This window comes from Salipiger sp. PrR002 (genome assembly GCF_010500775.1).
Classification (GTDB): domain Bacteria; phylum Pseudomonadota; class Alphaproteobacteria; order Rhodobacterales; family Rhodobacteraceae; genus Salipiger.
The window spans coordinates 17,953-40,662 of record NZ_JAAGOU010000025.1 but is presented as its reverse complement, the minus strand read 5'-3'; the positions used below and the strand labels follow the sequence as shown (position 1 = coordinate 40,662).

The following is a 22,710-nucleotide window of genomic DNA, read 5'->3' as shown; positions in this document are numbered from 1 at the left end:
TTTGGACTCCATGTTGAGGATGTGGGCTCTTGTCGGCCCTTGAATGAGAAGTGAGGCCTGCCGCGTCATTCCGCGGCAAGATGGGTGGTGGGTTCCGCGTCTTCTTCGGGGGCACCGTAGCCGCCGCCGCCCGGGGTCACGACCTCGAGCCACTCGCCCGCGCGCAGGATGCCCGCGCCGCGGTCGAATGCTTCGGTCTCGGGACTGGTGGCATAGCTGCCGTGGCCGCCTTCGCCGCCGCCCTGCAGGCCCCAAGAGCGCGACTGGTTGCGCGAGATGTCGACGCGCACCATGCAGTCTTCGGTCGCGCGGTAGACCCGGCGCAGTCCCATGCCGCCGCGGAATTTGCCCGCGCCCGCGGACCCGTCGACCAGCTCATAGCGCTCCAGCAGCAGCGGATATTCCAGCTCCAGCGCCTCCACCGGCAGGTTCGAGGTGTTGGTGGCATGCACGTGGATGCCATCGAGCCCTTGAGCGTGAGGCCGCGCGCCACCGCCACCGCCGATGGTCTCGAGATAGACCCAGTAATTGCCTTCCTCGGGGCCGGACTGGCGGGTGCCCGAAAAGAGCGCCACGGTGCAGCTCGAGTTGGTGCAGGCCGAGACGCGCTCGGGCACCGCCTGCGCAAAGGCGCCGATGATCAGGTCGGCGACACGCTGGCAGGTCTGCACGCGGCCATTCACGGCGGCGGGATGCGCGCAGTTGAGCACCGAGCCATGCGGCGCGTTGACGGTGATCGGACGGGCAAGCCCGGCATTGGGCAGCACCGTCGGGTCGATCACCGATTTGACGATGTAATAGACCGTGGCGAGCAGCGCCGTACGGGTCATGTTGATCCCGGCGCGCAGCTGCGGCGGGGCCTCGAAGTCCAAGCTGATCTCATCGCCCGCGACGGTGACGGTCACCGCCAGCGGCAGCGGAGCGTCAAGATCGAGGTTGTCGAAGACATCCTCGAACCGCCAGCTTCCGTCGGGCAGGGCCTTGATGCCCGCGCGCATCTTGCGCTCGGCGTAGTCCAGCAGCGCCTCGCCCGAGGCCAGAACGGTGTCGAGGCTGTGGCGCTCGCACAGCTCCTGAAAACGCTGCACGCCGACGCGGTTGGCGGCCATCTGCGCGCGCAGGTCCGACAGCCGCTCGCGCGGGACCTGACAGTTGAGCAGGATCAGTTCCTGCACGTCCTTCTGCAGCTTTCCGGCGCGGTAGAGGCGGATCGGCGGGATCCGCAGGCCTTCCTGATAGATATGCGCATGCGCCCGGTCGACGAAATCCGAATGGTGCGCAAGGTTGACCGTCCATGCCACCAGTTCGCCGCCCACAAAGATCGGCTCGGCGAGCACGATGTCGGGCAGGTGGGTGCCGCCGCCGCGATAGGCGTCATTGCCGACGAACACATCGCCGGGTTGCATCTCGGCCGGGTCGTGATCGGCCAGCACCATGGGGATGAAGTCCAGAAAGCTGCCAAGGTGCACGGGGATGTGCTCGGCCTGACAGAGCGTGCGCCCCTCGCGGTCAAAGAGGGCGGTGGAACAGTCGCGGCGCTCCTTGATGTTGGTCGAGTAGGAGGCGCGCACAAGCGCCTCGCCGGTCTCTTCCACGATCGAAGAAAGCGCCGCACCGATGACCTCGACAGTGATTGGGTCGAGTGCGTGAGTGGTGGCCTGCTGGGTCATCGGGTTACCTCCAGAATGAGGTTTTCGATCTTGTCCACCGAAACGCGTACGCTCGGCGGGACAAGCGTTGTGGTGTCCATCTGCTCGACGATCGCCGGGCCCTCGAAGGTCATGCCGGGAGCGAGGCGGTCGCGGGCGTAGAGCGTGGTCTTGGTGAAGGCGCGGGTCTCGGGATACCAGACGTCGCGGCTGCCGGTGATCGCGCCCGAGGCATCTGCGGCCCCGAGCGGGTGTTCGGGCAGGGCGGCTTTCTGCACCAGCCCCAGCGCCTCGGCGCGGAAGGTGACACAGAGGATGCGCTCGCCCTCGACGGCAAAGCCGTAGAGCCGTGTATGCGCCTCGGTGAACCGCTCTTCGAGCAGCTTGAGCGCCGCCGCGTCGAGCGGGCCGTCCGGCACCGGGATCGACAGTTCGTAGTTCTGGCCCTCATAGCGCATGTCGATGCGGCGCGTGCTGCGGCGCTTGCCCTCTGCGATGGCCTCTTTTTCAAACCATGCGCCGGTCTCGTCCTCGACCTCGCGCAGCGCCTCGGCGATCGGGGCGAGGCTGCTCTCCTCGAGCGGCAGGATGCGGGTAGAGGAGAAATCGGCGCGCAGATCGGTCAGCAGCAGGCCCATGGCACAGAGCGTGCCCGGTGTGCGCGGGATGATGACGCGCGCCATGCCCAGTTCCTGCGCCAGTCGGACCGCATGCAGCGGACCGGCACCGCCGAAGGCCATCAGGGCATAGCCGCGCGGATCGTGCCCGCGCTGCACCGAGATCACCCGGATCGCCTTGGCCATATTGGCGGTGACCACGGAGATGATGCCCTGCGCCACATCCATAGTGTCCATGCCCAGCTGATCGGCCATCCGGCCAAGCGCCTCGACGGCAAGATCGCGGCGCACTTCCATGCGCCCGTCCAGAAGGTGTGTGGGGTTGAGCACCTGCAGCACGATATTGGCGTCGGTGACCGTGGGCTCGGTCGCGCCGCGGCCATAACAAACCGGGCCGGGATCAGCGCCCGCGCTTTCTGGGCCAACCTTGAGCAGCCCGCCGCTGTCGATCGCGGCGATCGAGCCGCCGCCCGCGCCGACAGTGTGAATGTCGAGCATCGGCGCCTTGATCGGATAACCGTGCACGATGCTCTCGTTGGTCTGGGTGGTCTGCCCCGCCGCCATCAGCGCCACATCCGACGAGGTGCCGCCCATGTCGAAGGTGATGATGTCGTCATAGCCTGCGCTGCTGCCGATCACCTGCGCCGCGACGACGCCGGTGGACGGCCCCGACAGGACCGCGCGCACCGGGGTCAGTGCAGCGGTCTCGAAGCGCACCACGCCGCCGTTCGATTGCGTAAGATGCGGCGGGATCGGCAGGCCGAGGTCTTTCAGGCGCGGGCTGAGGCGACTGATATAGCGGTGCATGATCGGCCCGAGATAGGCGTTGACCGTGGCGGTCGACAGGCGTTCGAACTCGCGGAACTCCGGCGCGATCTCATGGCTGGCGCAGATGAAGGCATCGGGCAGTTCTTCTTCAACGATGCGGCGGGCGATGCGCTCGTGCTCGGGATTGACGAACGCATAGAGAAAGCAGATCGCCACCGCCTCGACACCGGCGGCCTTCAGCGCCTGCGCGGCTTTGCGCACCGCGGCCTCGTCGAGCGGCTTCAGCACCTCGCCGGTGTGCAGCATGCGCTCGGGAAGCTCGAACCGCAGGTCGCGCGGCACCAGCGTTTGCGGCTTTTCGGCAAAGAGGTCGTAAAGGTCGGGGCGCTTCTGGCGGCCGATTTCCAGCAGATCACGGAAGCCTTCGGTGGTCAGCAGGCCGACGCGGGCACCGCGATGGGTGATCAGCGCGTTGGTTGCGACGGTCGTGCCGTGACCGAGATACGCGATGGCCGACGCCGGATCAGCACCGCCGCCGGCGCGTTCCCGCATGCCTTCCTCGACACCTTGGGCGATGCCGCGCGAGGGGTCATCGGGGGTAGAGGATACCTTCCAGATGGCGATCTCGCCGCTGGCCTCGTTGAACATGCACACGTCGGTGAACGTGCCTCCCGAGTCGACCCCGACCCGCCAAGAGGCGTCGGTTTCGAAATCTGCAGCTCCGTCCATCATGGCTGGGTTGCCTTTCCTGCGTGTACGTCAAGTATACATAGAGGTGTGATTGCCGCCGTCTGTCGAGACTGAACGGGCGAAAGATGTCCCATACGGGCACTTTTTGAGGAGAAAGGTGAATGAACAGACATTCTTCCATCGCAGGAGCCGAGCCACTGCCGCGCTTGTCGGCGCGCGAGTTGGCCTACGATTCGATCCGCTCCGGCATCCTCAACGGTGATTTTCCGCCGGGTGGCTACGTCGAAGAAGCTGTCGCCTGCGAATTGACCGGTGTGTCGCGGTCGCCGGTGCGCGAGGCGCTCAACCGTCTTGCCGCCGAGGGCTACGTCGATCTGCACCGGCGCAGAGGCGCGATGGTGCGCGCGATGTCTCCGGCCGAACTGCGCGACCTTCATGAAGTCCGGCTGATGGTCGAGACGCAGGCGGTTATCAAGATTTGCCGCGAGCGGCGCGAGATACCGGACCGCCTCACCGCGCTGTGCGATGCGCATGAGGCGACCCCGGCCACAGACCATCTGAGCTGTCTGGAAAACAACCGCCAGTTTCACCAAGCGATTGTCGAAGCGGCGGGAAACACCGTGCTCGCAACGGTTTACGAAGGTCTTCAGGCCCCGCTGTCGCGGCTGGCGATGCTGTCGCTGCGCAAGGGGTTCGGTAAGACGGAGGCGATCGAGCATGAGCACCGGGCGCTTGTCGCCGCGCTGTCCGAGCATGATGAAGCCCGCGCGCTGGAGATCGTTCACGCACATCTGTCGCTGATGCCGCAGCTGGCTCGCGTCTTGCCCGGCTGACCTTTCGGTGCGTGCGGCGGCAGTCGAGGGGAGCGTGTGGGCAAGGGCGGTCATTGGTGCCTCTGGCTTGGGACGATAGGCCTGCTGGAGCGTCGTGTTGAGTCAAAGTGAGCGGCCCGACCCCCGCCGCGTCCAATTCAAAAGTTTTGTGACACTAGAGATTTTTCTTATTGATCGGCGCCGCGCGGCTCGGCCGTTCTGGGCATGGGGCCTGCGATGCAACTCGCCTGATTTTCCAGTGAGAGCGGGTTTGGAGAGGGGCAGGGGCCGTCCCTTGAGCCAGCGGCTCTGCGGCCAGACTCGGGGTGCCCCGCCCGCGAAAATCTCGGCGAACAGACACGCGGAAAACTTTCCCACAGGCCCTGCATCTGCCCGCAACTTGAGCATGTGCCATCGTCGGGCATCGCAAATGCGCGAGAAGGGAGCCCGCACGACCGGGCCGAGATTGCGAACCGTCCAGCCATGCGAGGAACACAGCGATCACTATAACAAAAGTGTATCGCAATTGAAGGTATTGATATTTGTCTTATGCGCTCCCGCACCCCTTAATCCGTCGAGACTTCCGATGGAAACAGGTGTGCGCGACGTGAAAAATCTGGGTGACTGGGACATCATCGTGGTCGGCGGCGGCCTCGTGGGCACCGCGGCCGGGCTTGGCATGGCGCGCGATGGTGCGCGTGTGCTGATCCTCGATGCCTCCGACACCAGCTTTCGGGCAAGCCGCGGGAACTTCGGCCTCGTCTGGGCGCAGAGTAAAGGCGCGGGCAACCGTGACTACGCCACATGGACCCGCTCTGCGGTGCGCGCTTGGCCCGAACTGGAAGAGGAGCTGAAAGAGCTCTGCGGCGTGGATACCCACTATGAGAACGGCCTTGGCCTGCATCTGTGCCTGAGCGAAGCGGAGTTCGACAAGCGGGCAGAGATGATCGGGCGGGTCGCGGCGCATGAGCTTCCCGGCGACGATGTGCGGATGATCCGCCGCGACGAGCTGACCGAGATCATGCCCGGCGTCGGCCCGGAGGTTTGCGGTGCGTCGATCTCTTCGATCGACGGCGCATGTCATTCGCTGTCGTTGTATCAAGGCCTCAGCCTCGGGGCTCAGGCCGCCGGGGCGACGCTGCTGTCGAACGTCGCGGTCAGCTCTATCGAGAGCAGCGACAACGGCTATACGGTCACCGCCGAAGGGCTGGCGGCGAAGGCACCGAAAGTGCTGATCGCGGCGGGGCTTGCGACCAATGATCTGGCGCGTCCCTTTGGCTTCCCGGATTTGGTCCGCCCCCAGAAAGGCCAGATCCTCGTGACCGAACGCAGCGCCCCGATCCTGCCTGCGGTGACCTCGGGCCTGCGGCAGACCGCCGAGGGCACGATCCTCATTGGCGACACCAAGGAAGAGACCGGCGAGGATCATTCCACCGGCGAAGGCATCCGCGAACTCGCCAGCCGGGCGGTTCGCCTGCTTCCCGCAATTGGAAATCTTCGGGTGGTGCGCAGCTGGGCCGCGCTGCGCGTACTGACCCCCGATGGCAACCCCGTCTATGATGAGTCCCCCACCCATCCGGGGGTCTTTGTGGCCACGACCCATTCGGGCGTGACCTTGGCCCCCGCCCACCGGGGACCGCTTGCGCAGTGGATCATGAACGGGCAGCGACCGCCCGAGTTCGCCAGCTTCACCGCGCAACGCTTTGCATAAAAACCAAACGTCCAACAGGAACAAAACTATGAAACATAAAGCATTCTCCCTTCTCGCACTCGCCGCCGCGGGCGTGCTCGGCGCTTCGGCCGCCAGCGCTCAGGTCAGCCTCACCTTTGGCGGCATCAACCCGCCGGGCGCGCCGGTCACGCAAGCCTCGAAGCGTTTCGCCGAACTGGTGAACGAGCGCACCGAGGGCCGCGTTCACGTCGATTTCTACGAAGGCTCGCAGCTTGGCTCCGGTCCCGCGCAGATCGAGGCCATGTCCGCCGGTGCGCAGGACGGCTACATCTCGTCGGGCTCCAACGCTTCGAACCTCGTCAAGGAATTCGGCGTCGTCGACATTCCCTTCGTCTTCCAAAGCCAGGATCACTTCCTGAAGTTCATGGAAAGCGATCTGGCCAAGGGCCTCAAGGACGAGCTGCGTGACGATTTCAACGTGCGCATCCTCGCCACCAACTGGTTCCGCCTGCCGCGCGTGTTCATGACCAAGGGCGCCTGCGTGGAAACGCCCGAGGATATCGCTGGCAAGCGCGTGCGCTCGCCCAACCTGCCGATGTTCATCGCGGGCTGGGAAGCGGTGGGCACCGTGCCGGTGACCATCTCCTACGGCGAGACCTACATGGGCCTCAGCCAAGGCGTTGCCGATATGGCGGAAAGCGCGGGCGAGCAGGTCTATTCGTCGAAATTCTACGAAGTGCTGCCCTATGTGACCGACGCGCAGATGATGTATCCGCAGAACTCGGTCTACATCGCCGAAAGCTCGTTCCAGCAGCTGTCGGACGAGGACAAGGAGATCGTCACCAAAGCGGCAGAGGACGCGGGCGATTACTTCGTTTCGCTGGTCGAAGAGCAGACCGCGCCGAACCGCGAGACCATGGAAGCCGAAGGCGTCACCTTCTGCGACATGTCCGCCGAGACCCGCGAAGCCTTTGCCGCGAAGGTCGCCGAGTCGGTGCCCTCCTTCGAGGAAGAGGGGCTGCTGCCCGAAGGCTGGTGGGATCAGATCCAGGCGATGAAGTGATCCGCCACACTGCCTGAAACACTCTCGCGGGCCATGTTCCGGCCCGCGACCCCAACCCCTCGGACCCTGCCATGACCAAGCTTTTTTCCGGTCTGCACCGGGCCACGCTGTGGCTCTGCGCGACGCTGGCGGTGGCGATCATCGGGGCGCTCAGCGTCCAGATCGTCTCGCGCTATGTGTTCAACGCGCCGGTGCATATGACCGATGACATCGCAGAGATCTCGCTGATCTGGATGACCTTCCTCGGGGCGGCCCTCGTCTACCGTGAGGGCGGCCACATCGGACTGGACGTGATGTCTTCCGTTCTTCCTGCTGCCGCGCATCGGGCGCTGCGCGTCGCGCTGCACGTGCTGGTGATCGCCGTGCTGGCCTATGTGCTGACGCAAGTGCGGCAGCTGCAGCCGCTGATGTCGCGGCTCGAGTTCGGCACCATACCGAACGGGCCGCTTACCTCGAAATTCATGCTCATCCTTCTGCCCTTCGGGCTGGGCGCTGCCATGACGATCCTTTTCGCCCTCGAGGCGATCTGGGCCGAACTGCGCGGCGAGAAGGTGGAGGCCGATACATGACCACCGCGATCTTTCTGATCTCCTTTTTCGGCCTGCTGATCCTCGGCCTGCCGGTCGCCTACACCATGCTGGTCACTTCGGCGGTGTATATCCTGATGGCGGGCCTGCCCGAGATCCAGCTGACCATGCGCGCCTCGGGCGGCATCGAGAGCTTCTCGCTGCTGGCGATCCCGATGTTCCTGCTGGCCGGCAACCTGATGAACGGCATGGGCGTCACCGAGCGCATCTTCAACTTCGCCGGTGTTCTGGTGCGCCATATCACCGGCGGTCTGGGCCATGTGAACGTCGTTGCCTCGATCCTTTTCGCCGGCATGTCGGGCTCGGCTGTCGCCGACGCGGGCGGTCTCGGCGCTGTCGAGATCAAGGCGATGGAGCAGGCGGGCTATTCCAAGCGCTTCTCTGCCGCTGTCACCGCCGCCTCTGCCACCATGGGGCCGATCATCCCGCCGTCGATCACGCTGGTGGTCTATGGCTTCCTTGCCGAAGAATCCGTGGGGCGGCTGTTCCTTGGCGGCGCGCTGCCGGGTCTGCTGACGGGCTTTGCCCTGATGGTGATCATCTACGTGCTGGTGGTGACCGGGCGCGAGGACGCGCCGCGTCTGCCGCGTGCCAGCTTCTCGGAAGTGGTCAGCGCCTTCTGGGCCGCGCTTCCGGCGCTGATGGCCCCGGTGATCCTGCTGGGCGGCATCCTTGCCGGGGTGTTCACCCCGACCGAGGCGTCGGTGGTCGTGGTGCTCTATATCCTCGTGATCGGCTCGATCTCGATGGGCTTTGACCGGGCGCTGATCGTCGAGGCGCTGCTGGGTACTGTGCGCACCTCGGCCTCGACCCTCTTCATCATCGCCGTCTCTGCGGTGTTCGGATGGATCATCTCGATCCAGCGGCTGCCGATCGAGATGGTGAACATGATGCAGGAGCTCTTTGTATCGAAGGCCGCCGCCATCGCGCTGATCATCGTGATCCTGCTGATCGTCGGCATGTTCATGGAGGTGCTGGCCGCGCTGGTGCTGCTGGTCCCGACGCTGCTGGCCATCGCCTCGAGCTTCGACATCGACACCGTGCATCTTGGTGTCACCGTCGTGGTGACCATGATGATCGGCACCATCACACCGCCCGTCGGCCTTGTGCTCTACACCGTGATGACGGTGGCGCGCGTCGGCATGGGCGAACTCACCCGGGCGCTGGCCCCATTCTATGTCGCGATGATCGTGGTGGCGCTGCTTGTCGCCTTCGTGCCGCAGATCACGCTCTTCCTTCCCGACCTGCTGATGCCGACGGCTCAGTAAGGCGCAGATTGCAAAGGACCCAACGCAATGTACCGTATCGGCTTCGATGTGGGAGGCACTTTCACCGACTTCACGGCGCTTGAGACCGGAAGCGGCAAGGCCATCCACTTCAAGACCTCCTCCACCCCGCATGATCCCTCCGAGGCGATCGAAACCGGCCTGCGCCACTATGTCGAGGAACTGGGCGTCGCGCCCGAGGACTTCGAGTTCGTCGGCCATGGCACCACCGTCGCCACCAATATGGTGATCGAGCGCCGCGGCGTGCCGACCGGGCTGATCACCACCAAGGGCGCGCGCGACGTGCTCGAGATCGGTCGCCAGACCCGCCCGCACCTTTATGACTACGCGATCACCAAGCCCGAGCCGCTGGTTGAGCGCTACATGGCGCTGGAAGTGACCGAGCGGCTGAACGCCAACGGCGATGTGTTGCAGCCGCTCGACGAGGCTGAGGTCCGCGCGGCGGCGGAAACGCTGCGCGACGCCGGGGCCGAAGCGGTGGCGGTGTGCTTCCTGCACGCTTATCGCGATGGCCGCCACGAGCGCCGCGCCGCCGAGATCGTGCGTGAAGTGCTGCCGGACGCCTATGTCTCGATTTCTTCCGAGGTGCTGCCCGAGTTCCGCGAGTTCGAGCGTTTCTCGACCACGGTGATCAACGCCTATGTCGGCCCGCGCATGGATCGCTATCTCGAGCGCTTCCTGCAGCGTCTTGCCGACATCGGCATCAAGAACGCGCCGCGCACCATCCATTCCAACGGCGGGCTGATGTCGGTGGACACCGTGCGCAGCTTCCCCGTGCGCACCTGTCTGTCGGGCCCCGCTGCGGGTGTGGTCGGTGCGGCCAAGGTCGCAGGCATCTCGGGCTATCCCAACATCGTCACCTATGACGTTGGCGGCACCTCCACCGATGTGTCGCTGGTCGAGGGCGGACGCCCGGCCTTCACCACCTCGCGGCTGGTCGCCGACTACCCGGTGCGCTGCCCGATGCTCGACATCAACGTGATCGGCGCGGGCGGCGGCTCGATTGCCGGGCTCGACGATGCCGGGGCGCTGAAAGTGGGGCCGCGGTCTGCGGGCGCCTATCCGGGGCCGGTGGCCTACGGGCAGGGCGGCACAGAGCCGACCACCACCGACGCCAACCTCGTGCTTGGACGGCTGGACAGCGACACGCTGCTTTCGGGCCGCATGCAGGTCGACAAACAGGCTTCGCGCGACGCCATCGAGACGCAGATCGCCAAGCCGCTTGGCCTGACGGTCGAAGAGGCCGCGCTCGGTATCCTGCGCATCGCCGTCGCCAACATGGGCCGCGCGATCCGGGCCGTCTCCACCGAGAAGGGCCACCGCCTGCAGGACTTCGCGCTCTTCGCCTATGGCGGCGCGGGTCCGTTGCACGCCGCCGCCGTGGCGGTAGAGACCGGCATGAAGACGGTGATCGTGCCCGCCCAGCCCGGCACCATGTGCGCCCGCGGCATCCTGCTGTCGGACGTCGGCTTTGACTTCGTGCGCACCGGCGTGTCCAACGCCACGCCCGAAAGCTGGCCTGCCATCGGCGCGGCCTTCAAGGAGATGCTGAAGGACGGTCAGGACTGGCTCAGCGGCGAGGGAGTGCCGGAAGACCGCCGCTCGATGCAATATGTGGTCGACGCGCGCTATGACGGTCAGAACCACGAGGTACAGGTGACGCTGGACAGTGCCGACGCGGCCTATGACACCTTCCTCGAAGGCTTCCGCGCCGCGCACCGGCAGGAATACGGCTATGACATCGAGGACCGCGCGGTCGAGATCGTCAACCTGCGGCTTTCGGTCAAGGGCGCTTCGGCGGCTGCGCCGGATGCCGAATACACCGCGACCGAGGGCGATCCGACGCTCGGCGCGCGGCAGGTTTATTTCGAAGGCGGCTGGTACGAGACCACCATCTACGAGCGCGCCCGCCTTCCGGTCGGCCCCTATGTCGAGGGCCCGGCCATCATTCAGGAAATGTCCTCGACCACCATCGTGGAGCCCGGCCAGCGGCTGCGCGTGGACGGCTCGGGCACCATGATCATCGAGGTCTGACCCATGAGCGACACAAGCAAAAGCGACGCAAGCAAACCCGCCCTTTCCGACCCCATCGCCATGGAGGTCTTTACCAACCGGCTGCTCGCGGTCGCCGACGAAATCGGCACCTCGATGATCCGGGCCTCCTTCTCGTCCAACATCAAAGAGCGCAAGGACTGCTCGGTGGCGCTGTTCTCGGCGGATGGCCGGCTCATCGCGCAGGCCAGCCACATCCCGCTGCACCTTGGCTCGCTGATGGGCTCGGTCAACGCGGTGCTGAAGGCCTATCCGATCGAGAAGATGGTCGAAGGCGACGTCTTCATCTGTAACGATCCCTATGTTGCCGGTGGCACCCACACGCCCGATATCTCGGTGATCACCCCGGTGTTCGCGGGCGGGCGGCTGCGCTACTTCACCGCCAATATCGGCCACCACTCGGATGTCGGCGGCACTGTGCCGGGCTCGATCCACGGCGGCGCCACCTCGATCTTCGAAGAGGGCCTGCGCCTGCCGGTGATGAAGCTGTTCCGCGCGGGCGAGCTCGACGAAGACCTGCTGCGGATGATCTCGCTCAACTCGCGCTCCTCCGAGGAACGCTGGCTCGACATCAAGGTGCAGGCGGCGGCGAACGAACGCGGCGCGCGGCTGATGCGCGAGCTGGCCGACACGCTGGGGGCCGACAAGGTCGATGCGCTGGTCGAAGACCTCTTCGCCTATACCGCGCAGCGCCTACGCAACCGTATCTCGGAAATGGCTGACGGCACCGCCAGCTTCCATTCCAAGATCGAGAGCGACGGCCTCGGCCCGGTCGAAGTGCCGATCCAAGCCAATGTCACCGTCAAGGGTGACCGGCTGATCGTCGACTTCGAAGGCACCGGCCCGCAGGCGCGCGGCGGTCTCAACGTGGTGGCCTCGGCGCTCAACGCCTCGGTCTACTATGTGGTCAAGACGCTGCTCGATCCTTACCTCCTGCCCAACTCGGGCATGTTTGACGGGGTCGAGATCTCGGCCCCCGAAGGCAGCCTGCTGAACCCGCGCCAGCCCGCGGCCACCGGCGCCCGCTCGATCACCTGCAACAAGGTGGTGCGCGCTCTGATCGGGGCCTTCTCGCAGTTGCTGCCCGAGGACCGCGGACAGGCGGCGGGGCAGGACATCGTTCCGGTCATGGTCTTTGCTGGCAAGCGCCGGGGCCGTGACGAGGGCTATGTCTATCTCGAATCCATCGGCGGCGGCGCAGGCGCGCGGGCGCTCGGCAACGGCATGGACGGGGTGCATGTGCATGTCACCAACTCCTCGAACCTGCCGATCGAGCCGCTGGAGATCGAATATGATCTGCTGGTCGATGAATACGCGCTGGTCGAGGACAGCTCGGGCGCGGGCCGCTATCGCGGCGGCATGGGCATCGCGCGGCAGATCTCGGCGCCCAATGGCGGGGTGATCTTCACCGCGCGTTCGGACGGGCACCGCGAGGGCGCTCCGGGGGCCAAGGGCGGCAGCGCCGGGCGCGAGGCGCATCTGGTGAAGAACCCCGGCAGCAATCACGCCGAGGAACTGAGCCCGATGATCGCCGGTCTCAGCCTTGGTGCGGGTGAAAGCGTGCGGCTCGAAACCCCCGGCGGCGGCGGCTACGGCACCCCGGCAGAGCGCGATCCCGCAGAGCTTGGGCGCGACCTGCGTGACGGGCGGATGAGCCGTGAAAAAGCCGAAGAGCTTTACGGCAAGGAGATGCTGGAAAAGGCGCTCGACCGCGCCTGAGACGGCTTCCCCCGAGGGACAGTAGAACGCTCTCCGCTGCGGCGGGGAGCGTTTTCTTTTGCGCCGCTCATTGGGTGCGCGGGCGGACCAAGGAAAGCTAGGGCATAAAAAAAGCCCCCCGCAGGGCGGGGGGCAGTTCAGGGAGGTAAGGTGAAAGCGGCGCTTATTTCGCCGCGATGGTGGTGATCTCCACCAGCGTGCCCTTCGACAGTTCAGCACCGCCGATATAGGCGCGGACCGGGAAGTTCTCGGGCGAGAGCCATTCGGTCCACGCCGCGTTGAAGGCGTCTTTCTGATCGAAGGCGGCGGAATAGATGGTCACCGACAGCAGCTTGTCTTTCGAGCTTCCAGCCTGAGCGAGCAGCTCTTCGAGCTTGCCGAAGATTTCCTCGGCTTGGCCCTTCATGTCCTTGCTCTTGTCGCTGGCCACCAGACCGCCGATGTAGATGGTGTCGCCGTGCTCGACGATGCGGTGGTGGATTTTGCCCTGGATGTGACGGGTGATCATGCAAGTCTCCTTGGTTGCGTAGCCGCCTCGGTGGGAGCCGAGAAGCGGGTGATGTCGAAGGGGTCCAGCTCTGGAGCGAGCCGGCCCGTGTCGATGAGCTCGGCCATCAGCGCGCCGGTGGCCGGGCCAAGCTGAAAGCCATGTGCGGAAAAGCCGAAGGCGTGAAAGGCGCTCTCGTGCCGCGACGAGCGGCCGATGATCGGCAGCCGGTCGGGCGTGCGCCCCTCGATGCCGGACCACGCGCGCTGCACCGTGGCGCCGCGCATGATCGGGAAGATGTCCTGCGCGGTGCGCGCGGTGAGGCGCAGCTCGCGAAAGTCGATTTCGGTGCGGTTGCGGGCGGGATCGACCCGGCCGAGACGGGCGCCGCCGATCACCACCGTGCCATTGGCCATCTGCTTGAACGACAGCTGCCGCCGCGCCACGCCGATCACGGCGCTGCAGAAAGGGCGCATGCGCTGGGTGACGATCATCAGCGGCGCGATGGCCTCTACCGGGGCGGTCTCGCCCAGCAGCTCGGCGATCCTGCCACCCCATGCGCCAGCGCAGTTGAGCAGCTTGGCGCCGGTGTGGCGCCCGCTCTGCGTCTCCACGCGCCAGAGCCCGCGGCTGTGCTCGATCGCCGCCACCGCCTCGCCTTCGAGGATCGTCACGCCGAGCGCGCGGGCGCGGCGGGCGAAGGCGGCGGTGGTCTGGGCGGGCATGGCAAATCCGTCCTCGGACAGCAGACCGCCGGTGCAATGTTCGGAGATGGCGGGCACAAGCTCCCGCAACTCGGCGCGGTCGATCAGCCGTTCGTGGGTATGCCCGGCCTCCTGCATCCGGGTGACGCGGGCGGCGAGAAACTCCATATCGGCATCGCCTTCGGCGACCTTGATCCCCGGCACCGGCTGAAAGCCGCAGTCGTCCTGAACGATCTGCGACATTCGGTGCCACATCTGCATCGACAGGTTCGCCAGCGGCACCTCTGCAAGGTCGCGCCACAGACGCCGCACCCCGCCAGCGTTCGCGCCCGAGGCATGGCGGCCCACGCTGTCCTTCTCCAGAAGGGTGACGCGCAGGCCCCGCTCGGCGGCAAACATCGCGGCGGCGCAGCCGTGCAGCCCGCCGCCGATGACCAGCAGATCGGATGCCGCGCCCGAGGTCATTCCGTATCGGGCTCGAAGGCGGCGAGTTCGGAAAGGGACAGCGGCTTGAGCGGCGGGCGAATGCGGAAATAGCTGGTCTCGCCGGGGCTGCGCCCGGAGGTTTCGGCGATGAGCCCGGTGACCGCCAGCCCGCAGGTGCGGCCCTGACAGGGCCCCATGCCGGTGCGTAGAAAGGATTTCACTTGGTTCGGGCCGGGCGCATTGGCCTTGGCCGCGGCGCGGATCTGACCGGCGGTGACCTCTTCGCAGCGGCAGATCATCACCTCGTCGCGCGGCGCCAGCGCCTGCGCCGCCGGCGCGTAGAGCGTTTCGAGGAAGGGGCGCACAGCGGCGTCCTTGGCCAGCTCGCGGCGCAGCCGGGGCAGGTCCGGCGAGGCGGGACGTCCGGCCTTTTCTGCCACGCGCAGGGCGGCGATGCGCCCGGCCAAGGCCGCAGAGCGCGCGCCGCGGATGCCCGCGCCGTCGCCCGCCACATAGAGCCCGGGCAGGGAGGTTTCCCCGTAGCTGTCCGTCACCGGCTGGAACGCGTGCTGCGCGTCGTTCCAGACATGCTCGCAACGCATCAGCCGGGTGATCTGCTGGTTCGGCACGACGCCATGGTGCAGTCCGGCGGTGCCGGTTTCGATGCGATGGCTGCGGCCCCCGGCAGAGAAGCTGACTGCCTCAAGCTGGCTGTCGCCGTCCAGCGAGATGTCCTGAACATCGCGGTAGATGGGCACGCCTGCCGCGCGGACCTTGCGCAGCAGCGTCAGGCCCTTGGTGAGATAACCCATGCCACGCAGCGCACCCGGCAGATGCTTCAGCGCGCTCAGGTAGTTGGCGTTGGGCACCGTTTCGAGTATGGCGCGGGGCGGGCGGCCTGCGGCAACCATCTGCGCCGCGAGCAGCAGCTGCAGCGGACCGCAGCCGATCAGCACCACATCCTCGGCGACCGTGCCCGCGGTTTTCAGCAGGATTTGCAGCGCGCCGGTGGTGGTCACGCCGGGCAGGGTCCAGCCGGGCAGGGGCATCGGCCGCTCGACCGCGCCGGTGGCGACGATCAGCGCATCCGCCCGCACCACATGCGAGGCGCCGTTCTGCGAGTAGGACAGCGCATAGCCCGCCGGGTCGGTTTCCACATGCCAGACGGTGGCGCCGGAGAGATAGGTGCTGTCGCTGGCGGCAAAGGCCTCGGCCAGCTTGCGGCCCGCGGCGTAGTCCGGCCCGAGGATCTTTAGGCGGGCGTCGTCGGCGCGGGTGACATCGCGGTAGATTTGCCCGCCGGGGCGCAGCGCCTCGTCGAGCACGGTGACCGAAAGCCCCGCCTGCCGGGCGGCAATCGCCGCGTCCATGCCTGCCGGGCCAGCGCCGATGATACAAAGGTCCTGATGGGTCATGCGGCGCCTTTCTGGCGGTTGACCACCATGCCCTCACGCACCTCGGTCATGCAGGCCTGCCGGTTCGGCACGCCATCGACCGTCACCAGACACTCAAAGCAGGTGCCCATCATGCAAAACGGCGCGCGCGGCGCTCCGCTGACCGGCGTATCGCGGAAGGACCCCACGTTTTCGGCCAGCAGGGCGGCGGCAAGGCTCTCGCCCGCATCGGCGCTGATCGACCGGCCCTCGAAGGTGAATGTGATCGGTGTCCTGACCGGCTCGGTTCGCGTGTACATGGGCGGTTACGGGGCTCTTTCGGTGGCAGAAATATCTGTTTCGAGAGGCAGTTTCCTTGCATTGGCGCCCATAAATCAAATAACAAATACAGCGACCTCCATCCGGGAATGTTATAGCCATGCTGTCACAACGCGCGCTCGAAGCCTTCAAGACCGTTCTCGAAAGCGGCAGCGTCTCTGGCGCCGCCGAGATCATGAATGTCTCGCAGCCCGCGGTGAGCCGCCTGATCCGCGATCTCGAGGATCGGACGGGCTTGCAACTCTTCACCCGCTTCGGCGGCAAGATCGTTCCCACCCCCGAGGCGCGGGAGCTTGCGGTGGAGGTGGAGCGCTCTTTCGTGGGCCTCGCGACCATCGAGAAGACCGCGACCGAGATCCGTCAGGGTCGGCGCAGCACGGTCGCAGTTGCGGCGATGCCTGCACTGGCGCATTCGCTGCTGCCCGACGCGCTTGTGGATCTGCTGGTGAAGCGCCCGAATTTCCGCGTGCAACTGCTCTCGATGCAAACCCACAACGTGGTTCGGCAGGTCGCCTCGCGCCAGAGCCAACTTGGGTTCACTTCGCCGACGCGGCACGAGCACGATATCGACTTGGTGCGCACGGTAGAGCTGGAATACGTCTGTATCCTACCGCGCGAGCACCCGCTCGGCGCCAAGGATCGCCTGCGGCTTGAGGATTTCGCCGGTCAGTCGGTGGTTGGCTACAGCGAGAACACCGCCACGGGCGCCTTCCTGCAACGCGAGTTCGGCAAGATGGTCAATGCGCCCGAGGTCATCGTGCAATCGCATCTGTCGACGCTGGTCTCGGCGCTGGTGCTGCGCGGTCTGGGCGTTTCGCTCGTCGATCCCTTCACCGCCCGTTCGCATGAGGCGCAGGGCGGTCTGGCGCGGCCCTTCGAGACCGACGCGCGTTTCAGGCTGGCGATCATCCGGCCGCGCGGCATGTCGCTGGGCCCTGATCTGGAGGCGCTGCTCGAGGTCTTTGACGCCCAAGTCGCCCGCTACAGCGGTTGAGCGGCTTGCGCCCTGCGCTCAGCCGAACTTGCTTTGCAGATAGCCGATATAGGCGGTCGGGTCCGACGCCTCTTGCCCGAGCGCGCCCAGAAGTTCAGCGCGGCTGCGCCCGCGCCCGTGCCGCCAGACATGGCACTCCAGCGCCGCCCGCAGGGGTGCGGTCTCGCCTTGCGACAGCGCCGCGCCGACCTCTGGCTGCTGCGCGGGCAGGGCGCTCATGATCTGCGCCGCGGTGATATTGCCGATGGTGTAGGTCGGGAAAGACCCGATGTAGCCCGACGACCAGTGGACATCCTGCAGGCATCCCACACCGTCATGCGGAACCTCCACGCCAAGGTCGCTCCGCATCGCCTCGTTCCACGCTGCGGGAAGGTCGGCGACGGACAGAGCCCTCTCCATCAGCGCCATTTCCAGACGCACGCGCAGCATGATGTGGAAGTCGTAGCACAGCTCGTCCGCCTCGACGCGAATGAGCCCCGGCTCGACCCGGTTCACCGCGGCGACGAACTCTTCTTCGGTGACATCTGAAAGCTGCTGCGGGAAATGGTCACGCAATGTCCCGAAGTGGCGCGCCCAGAAGGCCGGGGACCGTCCAACGTGGTTTTCCAGCAGGCGCGACTGGCTTTCGTGCATGCCAAAGCTGGTGCCGCCCACCGCATAGAGCCCGATCATGTCGGTGGTCATCGCACTTCGGCTCAGCGCCGGATCGACACCCATCTCATAGAGCGCATGACCAGTCTCGTGGATCGAGCCAAAGATCGCCATGGGCAGATAGTCTGTCGGCCAGCGCGAGGTGATGCGCACGTCGCTGCGGGTCATGGAAATCTCGAAGGGATGCACAGCGGTGTCGAGCCGCCCGCGGGTGAAGTCATAGCCAAGCTCGGCGACCAGCGCGCGGCAGAAGGCCTGCTGCTGCGCCACCGGGTAGTCGCGGTAGAGGAAATCGGTGCGGGGGCGGGGCTTGCCGAGCGCGCGGTCGAGGATCGGCTTCTGCGCGGCGCGCAGCCGGTCGAAGAGGCTGCCAAGGCTGGCGGCGGTCTCGCCGGGTTCGAAGACATGCACCATGGGATCATAAGGGTGGCTGCCGAGCCCGCTGGCAGCCGAGACCTGACGCGACAGGTTGAGCATCTGCTGCAGATAGGGCTGGAAGAGCGCGAAATCCCCCGCCGCACGCGCTTCGGCCCAGACCGTGCCAGCGAGGGCCGATTGCTCGGCGAGGCGGCGCAGCAGATCGGCGGGGATCGCGGCATGCCACGCGCGCGCAGCCAGCACCGCACGCGCCGAGGCATCTTCGCCGGTCCCGAGCGCCGCCTGCGCGGCCTCCTCCATTGCCGGGTCGAGGATCATCTCGCGCGCAATGCCCTTCAGCGTGGCGATCTGGTGGCCCCGGCTTTCGGCGCCGCCGCGCGGCATCATCACCCTTGCGTCCCATTGCAGCGCATTCACGCTGCACAGCACATCGTTCAGCCGTGCGACGCGCGTGTTCAGTGCCGTGCTCATGCCGCCGCCTCGGCGGAACCCGTGCCGCCATCGTGCAGGTGGCAGGCCACCGAATGCGCCGCCTCCGGCTCGGTGAGGCGCGGGGTCTCGGCCTTGCAGCGCGGCCCGGCGAGCGGACAGCGCGGGTGGAAGGCACAGCCCTTGGGTGGGTTCAGGGGCGAGGGAATTTCGCCCTTGATCGGATGGAACGACGCGCGCCCGGTGCCCAGCGTCGGCACCGAGGCGAAGAGCGCTTTGGTATAGGGGTGCAGCGGCTGCGCGTAGATGCGCGCGGCGCTGGTCAGTTCGACCACCCGGCCAAGATACATGATCGCCACCCGGTCACAGACGTGGCGGACGACCGACAGATCGTGGCTGATGAAAAGCGCGGTCAGATCAAGCTCGCGCCGCAGGTCGAGGAAGAGGTTCAGCACCTGCGCCTGAATAGAGACATCGAGGGAGGCCACAGCTTCGTCCAGCACCAGCAGTTCCGGCTCCATCGCCAGCGCGCGGGCGATGGCGATGCGCTGGCGTTGCCCGCCCGAGAACTGGTGCGGCAACCGACCTGCATAAGCGCCTTCAAGCCCGACCTGTTCGAGCAGTTCCGACACCCGCGCACGCAGGCGCGCGGGCTCGACGATGCCGTGCACGCGCGGGCCTTCAGAGATGGTCTCGCCCACCTTCATGCGCGGATTGAGGCTGGCGAAGGGATCCTGATGGATCATCTGCACCCGGGTGGTCAGCTTCTCGATGTCTCGGTCGCTGCCCTTGGCCACTGGCTGGCCCTCAAGCGTGACAGCCCCTTCGGTGGGCGCATAGATGCCCGACACGATGCGCCCGAGGGTGGATTTGCCGCAGCCGGACTCGCCAACGACCCCCAGCACCTCGCCGCGCGCGACCTGCAGCGACACATCGGTGAGCGCATGCACGGTGCTTTCCGAACTGCGGCCGGTGAGCCTGTCGATCCCGCGCCCAAGAAGGCCGGGCTTGCGACTGAACCGTTTCGAGACGTTTTCGATTTTCAACAGCGCGTCGGTCATTGGGCCTCCAGCGGGTGATGGCACAGCACGCGGCGGCCATGGGTCTCATGCAGGGGCGGTGCGGTCGTGCAGGCTTCGGTGGCAAAGGCGCAGCGCGGGCGGAACGGGCAACCCGAGGGCAGATTGGCAAGCTGCGGGGTGGAGCCGGGAATCTGCGGCAGCTTGCGGCCCGGCTCGTGCAGGCTTGGCACGCTTTCGATCAGGCCCCGCGTATAGGGATGGCGCGGTGCTTCGATCACCTGCTCGGCGGTGCCGCTTTCGACGATGCGGCCCGCGTACATCACCGCGATATCGTCGGCGAGCGAGGAGACCACCGCCAGATCATGCGTCACCCAGACGATCGCGGTTCCGGTCTCATCGGCAAGGCGGCGCACCTCGGCAAGGATCTGGCCTTGGATTGACACGTCGAGCGCCGTCGTGGGCTCGTCGGCGATGATCACCGCGGGCTGGTGCAGCAGCGCCATGGCGATGGCGACGCGCTGGCGCATGCCGCCCGAAAGCTGGTGGGGGTAGGCCTTCAGCCGCTCGGCAGGGGCAGGGATGCCCACCGTCTCGAGCGCCTGCCGCGCGCGGTCCCATGCGGCGCGTTTGCTCATCTTCTCGTGCACGCGCACAGCCATGGCCATCTGATCGCCGACCCGCAGCACCGGGTTCAGGGTCATCATCGGGTCCTGAAAGACCATCGAAACCTTGCTGCCGCGCATTTTGCGCATGGCGTCGGGGGGCAGGGCGCGCAGGTCCTGTCCTTCGACCAGCACCTGACCGCCGGTGACCTCGCCGGGGGCGTCGATCAGCCCGAGTACCGAAAAGCCGGTCACGCTCTTGCCCGAGCCGCTCTCGCCAACGAGGCCCATGATCCGGCCCGGCGCGACCGAGAAGCTCACATCGTTGACGGCGGTGACCGGGCCCTTGCGGGTGTCGAAGCGCGTTGTCAGCCCGCGCACGTCCAGCGCGGCGCTCATCGTTGGCCTCGCGGGTCGAGCACGGTCCGCACCTGGTCTCCGACGAGGTTGATGGCAACCACGGTGATCATCAGGAAAATCCCCGGATAGATGGACAGCCAGTAGCGGTCCGAGTGGATGTATTTGAAGCCGTTCGAGATCAGCGAGCCCAGCGACGGTTCGGTCAGCGGCAGGCCCACGCCGAGGAAGGACAGCGTCGCCTCCAGCGCGATGGCGCTGGCGACCTGCACCGTGGCCACCACGATGAGCGGCGGCAGGACGTTCGGCAGCAGGTGGCGGAACAGCACGCGGCGCGTCGGCAGCGGGGTGGAGCGCGCCGCCTCGATGTAATCCTTGCTGCGCTCGACGGTGGCGGCGCCATGGGTGGTGCGGGCAAAATAGGCGTATTGCGCCACCACAAGCGCGAGGATGATCTGCCCCACGCCCTGACCCAGCATCGCCACCAGCACCAGCGCCAGCAGGATCGCCGGCATCGACAGTTGCAGATCGACGATCCGCATCAGCAGGCTCTCGATCCTGCCGCCGAAATAGGCGGCGGTGAGCCCAACGCAGATGCCGACCAGCAGCGCCAGCGCGCCCGCCGAGAGGCCGATCACAAAGCTGGTGCGCAGCCCATAGAAGATCGCCGAGAGCATGTCGCGCCCGGCGTTGTCGGTGCCGAGCAGATGGGTGTAGCCGCCCGAGCCGGTCTCGCCGGGGTGCAGGAAGGCGTCCATCCAGTCGAGCGCAGCCATGTCATAGGGATCCTGCGGCGAGACCAGCGGCGCGCCGAAAGAGACGAAGATCAGCGCGATGATCACTGCGAGCGAGGCCACTGCCACCGGCGAGCGCCGGTAGTCGGCCCAGAAGTTGCGCAGGCGCTGGGCGCGGGTTTCCACCTCGGCGCCGGGCAGGGCCAGCGCGGGGTTGGTGAGGGGGGCGGTGTCGGACATCAGGCGTTCCCCTTCAGGCGCACCCGCGGATCGAGGCGCGCATAGACGAGATCGACCACGAGGTTGATCAGCACGAAGAGGATCACCACGAGGACGAGGTAGGTGACCATCACCGGACGGTCGAGTTGCAGGATCGAGTCGATGATCAGCTTGCCGACGCCGGGCCATGTGAAGACGCTTTCGGTCACCACGGCGAAGGCGAGGGTCGAGCCAAGCTCGAGCCCAAAGACCGTGACAATCGGAATCGAGATGTTGCGCAGCACGTGGCTGAAGACGATCTGCCGGTCGGGCAGGCCCTGCGCGCGGGCGAACTTCACGTAGTCGGTCTGCATCGCCTCGACCATGCCAGCGCGGGTGAGGCGGATCAGCAGGCCCATCTTGAAGAGCGACAGGTTGAGCGCGGGCATGATCACATGCGTCCAGCCATCACCAGTGGCCAGCGAAGTGGGGATGCCGAAGAGGCTGCCGACATCGCCGCGCCCGCCAGAGGGCAGCCAGCCGAGGTTCACCGCGAACGCCATGATCAGCAGCATGCCGATCCAGAAGGTTGGCACGGAAAAGCCCAGCACCGAAAGCGCCATGATCGCGCGGGCGGCGAGGCTGTCCGGCTTGTAGCCCGCGTAGAGGCCCGCCGGGATGCCGATGAAGGTCGCGATGCAGACCGAGACGAAGACCAGTTCCAGCGTCGCGGGCAGGCGCGAGAACACGAGGTCGACGACCGGAATGTTGTAGACCATCGAGGTGCCGAGATCGCCTTGGGCGACATTGGCGAGGAAGGTGAAATACTGGCGCCACAGCGGCTGGTCGAGCCCGTACTGGGCGATCAGCTTGGCGCGGATTTCCTGCGTCGCGCCGGGGTCGATCAGCACGTCGATCGGGTTGCCGATGGCATAGACCCCGACGAAGACGATGATCGACATGGCAAAGACCACGACCACGGCCTGCGCAAGGCGCCTGACGAGATATCCTAGCATGTGGGCCTCTTGTCGGATGAGACGCGCGGCCGCCCAAGGCCGCCGCGCGCATGAGGGTAATCAGAGTGCCCCGAGGGGCACCCGA

19 protein-coding genes are annotated in these 22,710 nt (G+C 66.4%); 8 read left to right on the top strand and 11 right to left on the bottom strand.

The window, feature by feature from the left end; genetic code table 11:
• Nucleotides 1-65: 65 nt before the first annotated feature.
• Nucleotides 66-1,670, bottom strand: coding sequence for a hydantoinase B/oxoprolinase family protein (locus G0A00_RS19770; RefSeq protein ID WP_164183389.1), 1,605 nt, complete (start codon nucleotides 1,668-1,670; stop codon nucleotides 66-68).
• Nucleotides 1,667-3,766: a hydantoinase/oxoprolinase family protein gene (locus tag G0A00_RS19765; RefSeq protein ID WP_164183390.1), complete on the bottom strand. Its 2,100-nt coding sequence runs from the start codon at nucleotides 3,764-3,766 to the stop codon at nucleotides 1,667-1,669. Before G0A00_RS19765 ends, G0A00_RS19770 begins: the two co-directional genes overlap by 4 nt.
• 119 nt (nucleotides 3,767-3,885) lie before the next feature.
• Between G0A00_RS19765 and G0A00_RS19760 the strand changes: the two genes are divergently transcribed.
• From G0A00_RS19760 to G0A00_RS19730, 7 genes are all read left to right on the top strand, one after another.
• On the top strand, nucleotides 3,886-4,557 hold the full coding sequence (locus G0A00_RS19760) for a GntR family transcriptional regulator (RefSeq protein ID WP_164183391.1): 672 nt from the start codon (nucleotides 3,886-3,888) through the stop codon (nucleotides 4,555-4,557).
• Nucleotides 4,558-5,134: 577 nt separating this feature from the next.
• A complete protein-coding gene (locus G0A00_RS19755) occupies nucleotides 5,135-6,247 on the top strand; it encodes an NAD(P)/FAD-dependent oxidoreductase (protein WP_368667722.1) in 1,113 nt (370 codons plus the stop codon).
• Between the two features lie 28 nt (nucleotides 6,248-6,275).
• Nucleotides 6,276-7,271 carry a TRAP transporter substrate-binding protein gene (locus G0A00_RS19750; protein WP_164183393.1) on the top strand — a complete coding sequence of 332 codons (996 nt, stop codon included), beginning with the start codon at nucleotides 6,276-6,278 and terminating at the stop codon, nucleotides 7,269-7,271.
• Nucleotides 7,272-7,342: 71 nt separating this feature from the next.
• Nucleotides 7,343-7,840, top strand: coding sequence for a TRAP transporter small permease (locus G0A00_RS19745; RefSeq protein WP_164183395.1), 498 nt, complete (start codon nucleotides 7,343-7,345; stop codon nucleotides 7,838-7,840).
• Complete coding sequence (locus G0A00_RS19740) at nucleotides 7,837-9,126, top strand: TRAP transporter large permease (RefSeq protein WP_066104955.1); 1,290 nt, start codon at nucleotides 7,837-7,839, stop codon at nucleotides 9,124-9,126. Before G0A00_RS19745 ends, G0A00_RS19740 begins: the two co-directional genes overlap by 4 nt.
• 27 nt (nucleotides 9,127-9,153) lie before the next feature.
• Nucleotides 9,154-11,178, top strand: a complete 2,025-nt coding sequence (locus tag G0A00_RS19735; RefSeq protein WP_164183397.1) for a hydantoinase/oxoprolinase family protein — start codon at nucleotides 9,154-9,156, stop codon at nucleotides 11,176-11,178.
• A 3-nt stretch (nucleotides 11,179-11,181) separates the two neighbouring features.
• Nucleotides 11,182-12,915 carry a hydantoinase B/oxoprolinase family protein gene (locus tag G0A00_RS19730; protein WP_164183399.1) on the top strand — a complete coding sequence of 578 codons (1,734 nt, stop codon included), beginning with the start codon at nucleotides 11,182-11,184 and terminating at the stop codon, nucleotides 12,913-12,915.
• Nucleotides 12,916-13,078: 163 nt separating this feature from the next.
• Here G0A00_RS19730 and G0A00_RS19725 read toward each other — a convergent pair whose 3' ends face one another.
• The 4 genes from G0A00_RS19725 to G0A00_RS19710 are packed head-to-tail and all read right to left on the bottom strand — an operon-like array spanning nucleotide 13,079 to nucleotide 16,225.
• The gene (locus tag G0A00_RS19725) at nucleotides 13,079-13,423 is read right to left on the bottom strand and encodes a RidA family protein (RefSeq protein WP_164183401.1); all 345 of its coding nucleotides are present in this window, start codon (nucleotides 13,421-13,423) and stop codon (nucleotides 13,079-13,081) included.
• The gene (locus G0A00_RS19720; protein ID WP_164183403.1) at nucleotides 13,420-14,571 is read right to left on the bottom strand and encodes an FAD-binding oxidoreductase; all 1,152 of its coding nucleotides are present in this window, start codon (nucleotides 14,569-14,571) and stop codon (nucleotides 13,420-13,422) included. Before G0A00_RS19720 ends, G0A00_RS19725 begins: the two co-directional genes overlap by 4 nt.
• A complete protein-coding gene (locus G0A00_RS19715; RefSeq protein WP_164183405.1) occupies nucleotides 14,568-15,947 on the bottom strand; it encodes an NAD(P)/FAD-dependent oxidoreductase in 1,380 nt (459 codons plus the stop codon). Before G0A00_RS19715 ends, G0A00_RS19720 begins: the two co-directional genes overlap by 4 nt.
• The gene (locus tag G0A00_RS19710; protein ID WP_066104974.1) at nucleotides 15,944-16,225 is read right to left on the bottom strand and encodes a (2Fe-2S)-binding protein; all 282 of its coding nucleotides are present in this window, start codon (nucleotides 16,223-16,225) and stop codon (nucleotides 15,944-15,946) included. The genes G0A00_RS19715 and G0A00_RS19710 overlap by 4 nt, the downstream gene beginning before the upstream one ends.
• A 119-nt stretch (nucleotides 16,226-16,344) precedes the next feature.
• On the opposite strand from G0A00_RS19710, the gene G0A00_RS19705 reads away from it, so the two are divergent.
• The gene (locus G0A00_RS19705; protein ID WP_164183408.1) at nucleotides 16,345-17,238 is read left to right on the top strand and encodes a LysR substrate-binding domain-containing protein; all 894 of its coding nucleotides are present in this window, start codon (nucleotides 16,345-16,347) and stop codon (nucleotides 17,236-17,238) included.
• A gap of 18 nt (nucleotides 17,239-17,256) precedes the next feature.
• Here the strand turns inward: G0A00_RS19705 and G0A00_RS19700 are convergent, their stop codons facing one another.
• The 5 genes from G0A00_RS19700 to G0A00_RS19680 are packed head-to-tail and all read right to left on the bottom strand — an operon-like array spanning nucleotide 17,257 to nucleotide 22,625.
• The gene (locus G0A00_RS19700; RefSeq protein ID WP_164183410.1) at nucleotides 17,257-18,738 is read right to left on the bottom strand and encodes a carboxypeptidase M32; all 1,482 of its coding nucleotides are present in this window, start codon (nucleotides 18,736-18,738) and stop codon (nucleotides 17,257-17,259) included.
• Nucleotides 18,735-19,757 carry an ABC transporter ATP-binding protein gene (locus G0A00_RS19695; RefSeq protein WP_164183412.1) on the bottom strand — a complete coding sequence of 341 codons (1,023 nt, stop codon included), beginning with the start codon at nucleotides 19,755-19,757 and terminating at the stop codon, nucleotides 18,735-18,737. The genes G0A00_RS19700 and G0A00_RS19695 overlap by 4 nt, the downstream gene beginning before the upstream one ends.
• Nucleotides 19,754-20,719: an ABC transporter ATP-binding protein gene (locus G0A00_RS19690; protein ID WP_164183414.1), complete on the bottom strand. Its 966-nt coding sequence runs from the start codon at nucleotides 20,717-20,719 to the stop codon at nucleotides 19,754-19,756. Before G0A00_RS19690 ends, G0A00_RS19695 begins: the two co-directional genes overlap by 4 nt.
• Entirely contained in the window at nucleotides 20,716-21,651 is a 936-nt protein-coding gene (locus G0A00_RS19685) for an ABC transporter permease (protein WP_164183416.1), read from the bottom strand. The genes G0A00_RS19690 and G0A00_RS19685 overlap by 4 nt, the downstream gene beginning before the upstream one ends.
• Nucleotides 21,651-22,625, bottom strand: coding sequence for an ABC transporter permease (locus G0A00_RS19680; RefSeq protein ID WP_164183418.1), 975 nt, complete (start codon nucleotides 22,623-22,625; stop codon nucleotides 21,651-21,653). Before G0A00_RS19680 ends, G0A00_RS19685 begins: the two co-directional genes overlap by 1 nt.
• Nucleotides 22,626-22,710: the final 85 nt, after the last annotated feature.

Excerpts from the sequence above, each read along its gene's own strand:
- G0A00_RS19770 (WP_164183389.1), bottom strand. The coding sequence starts at position 1,670 with ATGACCCAGCAGGCCACCACTCACGCACTCGACCCAATCACTGTCGAG.
- G0A00_RS19765 (WP_164183390.1), bottom strand. The coding sequence starts at position 3,766 with ATGATGGACGGAGCTGCAGATTTCGAAACCGACGCCTCTTGGCGGGTC.
- G0A00_RS19760 (WP_164183391.1), top strand. The coding sequence starts at position 3,886 with ATGAACAGACATTCTTCCATCGCAGGAGCCGAGCCACTGCCGCGCTTG.
- G0A00_RS19750 (WP_164183393.1), top strand. The coding sequence starts at position 6,276 with ATGAAACATAAAGCATTCTCCCTTCTCGCACTCGCCGCCGCGGGCGTG.
- G0A00_RS19745 (WP_164183395.1), top strand. The coding sequence starts at position 7,343 with ATGACCAAGCTTTTTTCCGGTCTGCACCGGGCCACGCTGTGGCTCTGC.
- G0A00_RS19740 (WP_066104955.1), top strand. The coding sequence starts at position 7,837 with ATGACCACCGCGATCTTTCTGATCTCCTTTTTCGGCCTGCTGATCCTC.
- G0A00_RS19735 (WP_164183397.1), top strand. The coding sequence starts at position 9,154 with ATGTACCGTATCGGCTTCGATGTGGGAGGCACTTTCACCGACTTCACG.
- G0A00_RS19730 (WP_164183399.1), top strand. The coding sequence starts at position 11,182 with ATGAGCGACACAAGCAAAAGCGACGCAAGCAAACCCGCCCTTTCCGAC.
- G0A00_RS19725 (WP_164183401.1), bottom strand. The coding sequence starts at position 13,423 with ATGATCACCCGTCACATCCAGGGCAAAATCCACCACCGCATCGTCGAG.
- G0A00_RS19720 (WP_164183403.1), bottom strand. The coding sequence starts at position 14,571 with ATGACCTCGGGCGCGGCATCCGATCTGCTGGTCATCGGCGGCGGGCTG.
- G0A00_RS19715 (WP_164183405.1), bottom strand. The coding sequence starts at position 15,947 with ATGACCCATCAGGACCTTTGTATCATCGGCGCTGGCCCGGCAGGCATG.
- G0A00_RS19710 (WP_066104974.1), bottom strand. The coding sequence starts at position 16,225 with ATGTACACGCGAACCGAGCCGGTCAGGACACCGATCACATTCACCTTC.
- G0A00_RS19705 (WP_164183408.1), top strand. The coding sequence starts at position 16,345 with ATGCTGTCACAACGCGCGCTCGAAGCCTTCAAGACCGTTCTCGAAAGC.
- G0A00_RS19700 (WP_164183410.1), bottom strand. The coding sequence starts at position 18,738 with ATGAGCACGGCACTGAACACGCGCGTCGCACGGCTGAACGATGTGCTG.
- G0A00_RS19695 (WP_164183412.1), bottom strand. The coding sequence starts at position 19,757 with ATGACCGACGCGCTGTTGAAAATCGAAAACGTCTCGAAACGGTTCAGT.
- G0A00_RS19690 (WP_164183414.1), bottom strand. The coding sequence starts at position 20,719 with ATGAGCGCCGCGCTGGACGTGCGCGGGCTGACAACGCGCTTCGACACC.
- G0A00_RS19685 (WP_164183416.1), bottom strand. The coding sequence starts at position 21,651 with ATGTCCGACACCGCCCCCCTCACCAACCCCGCGCTGGCCCTGCCCGGC.
- G0A00_RS19680 (WP_164183418.1), bottom strand. The coding sequence starts at position 22,625 with ATGCTAGGATATCTCGTCAGGCGCCTTGCGCAGGCCGTGGTCGTGGTC.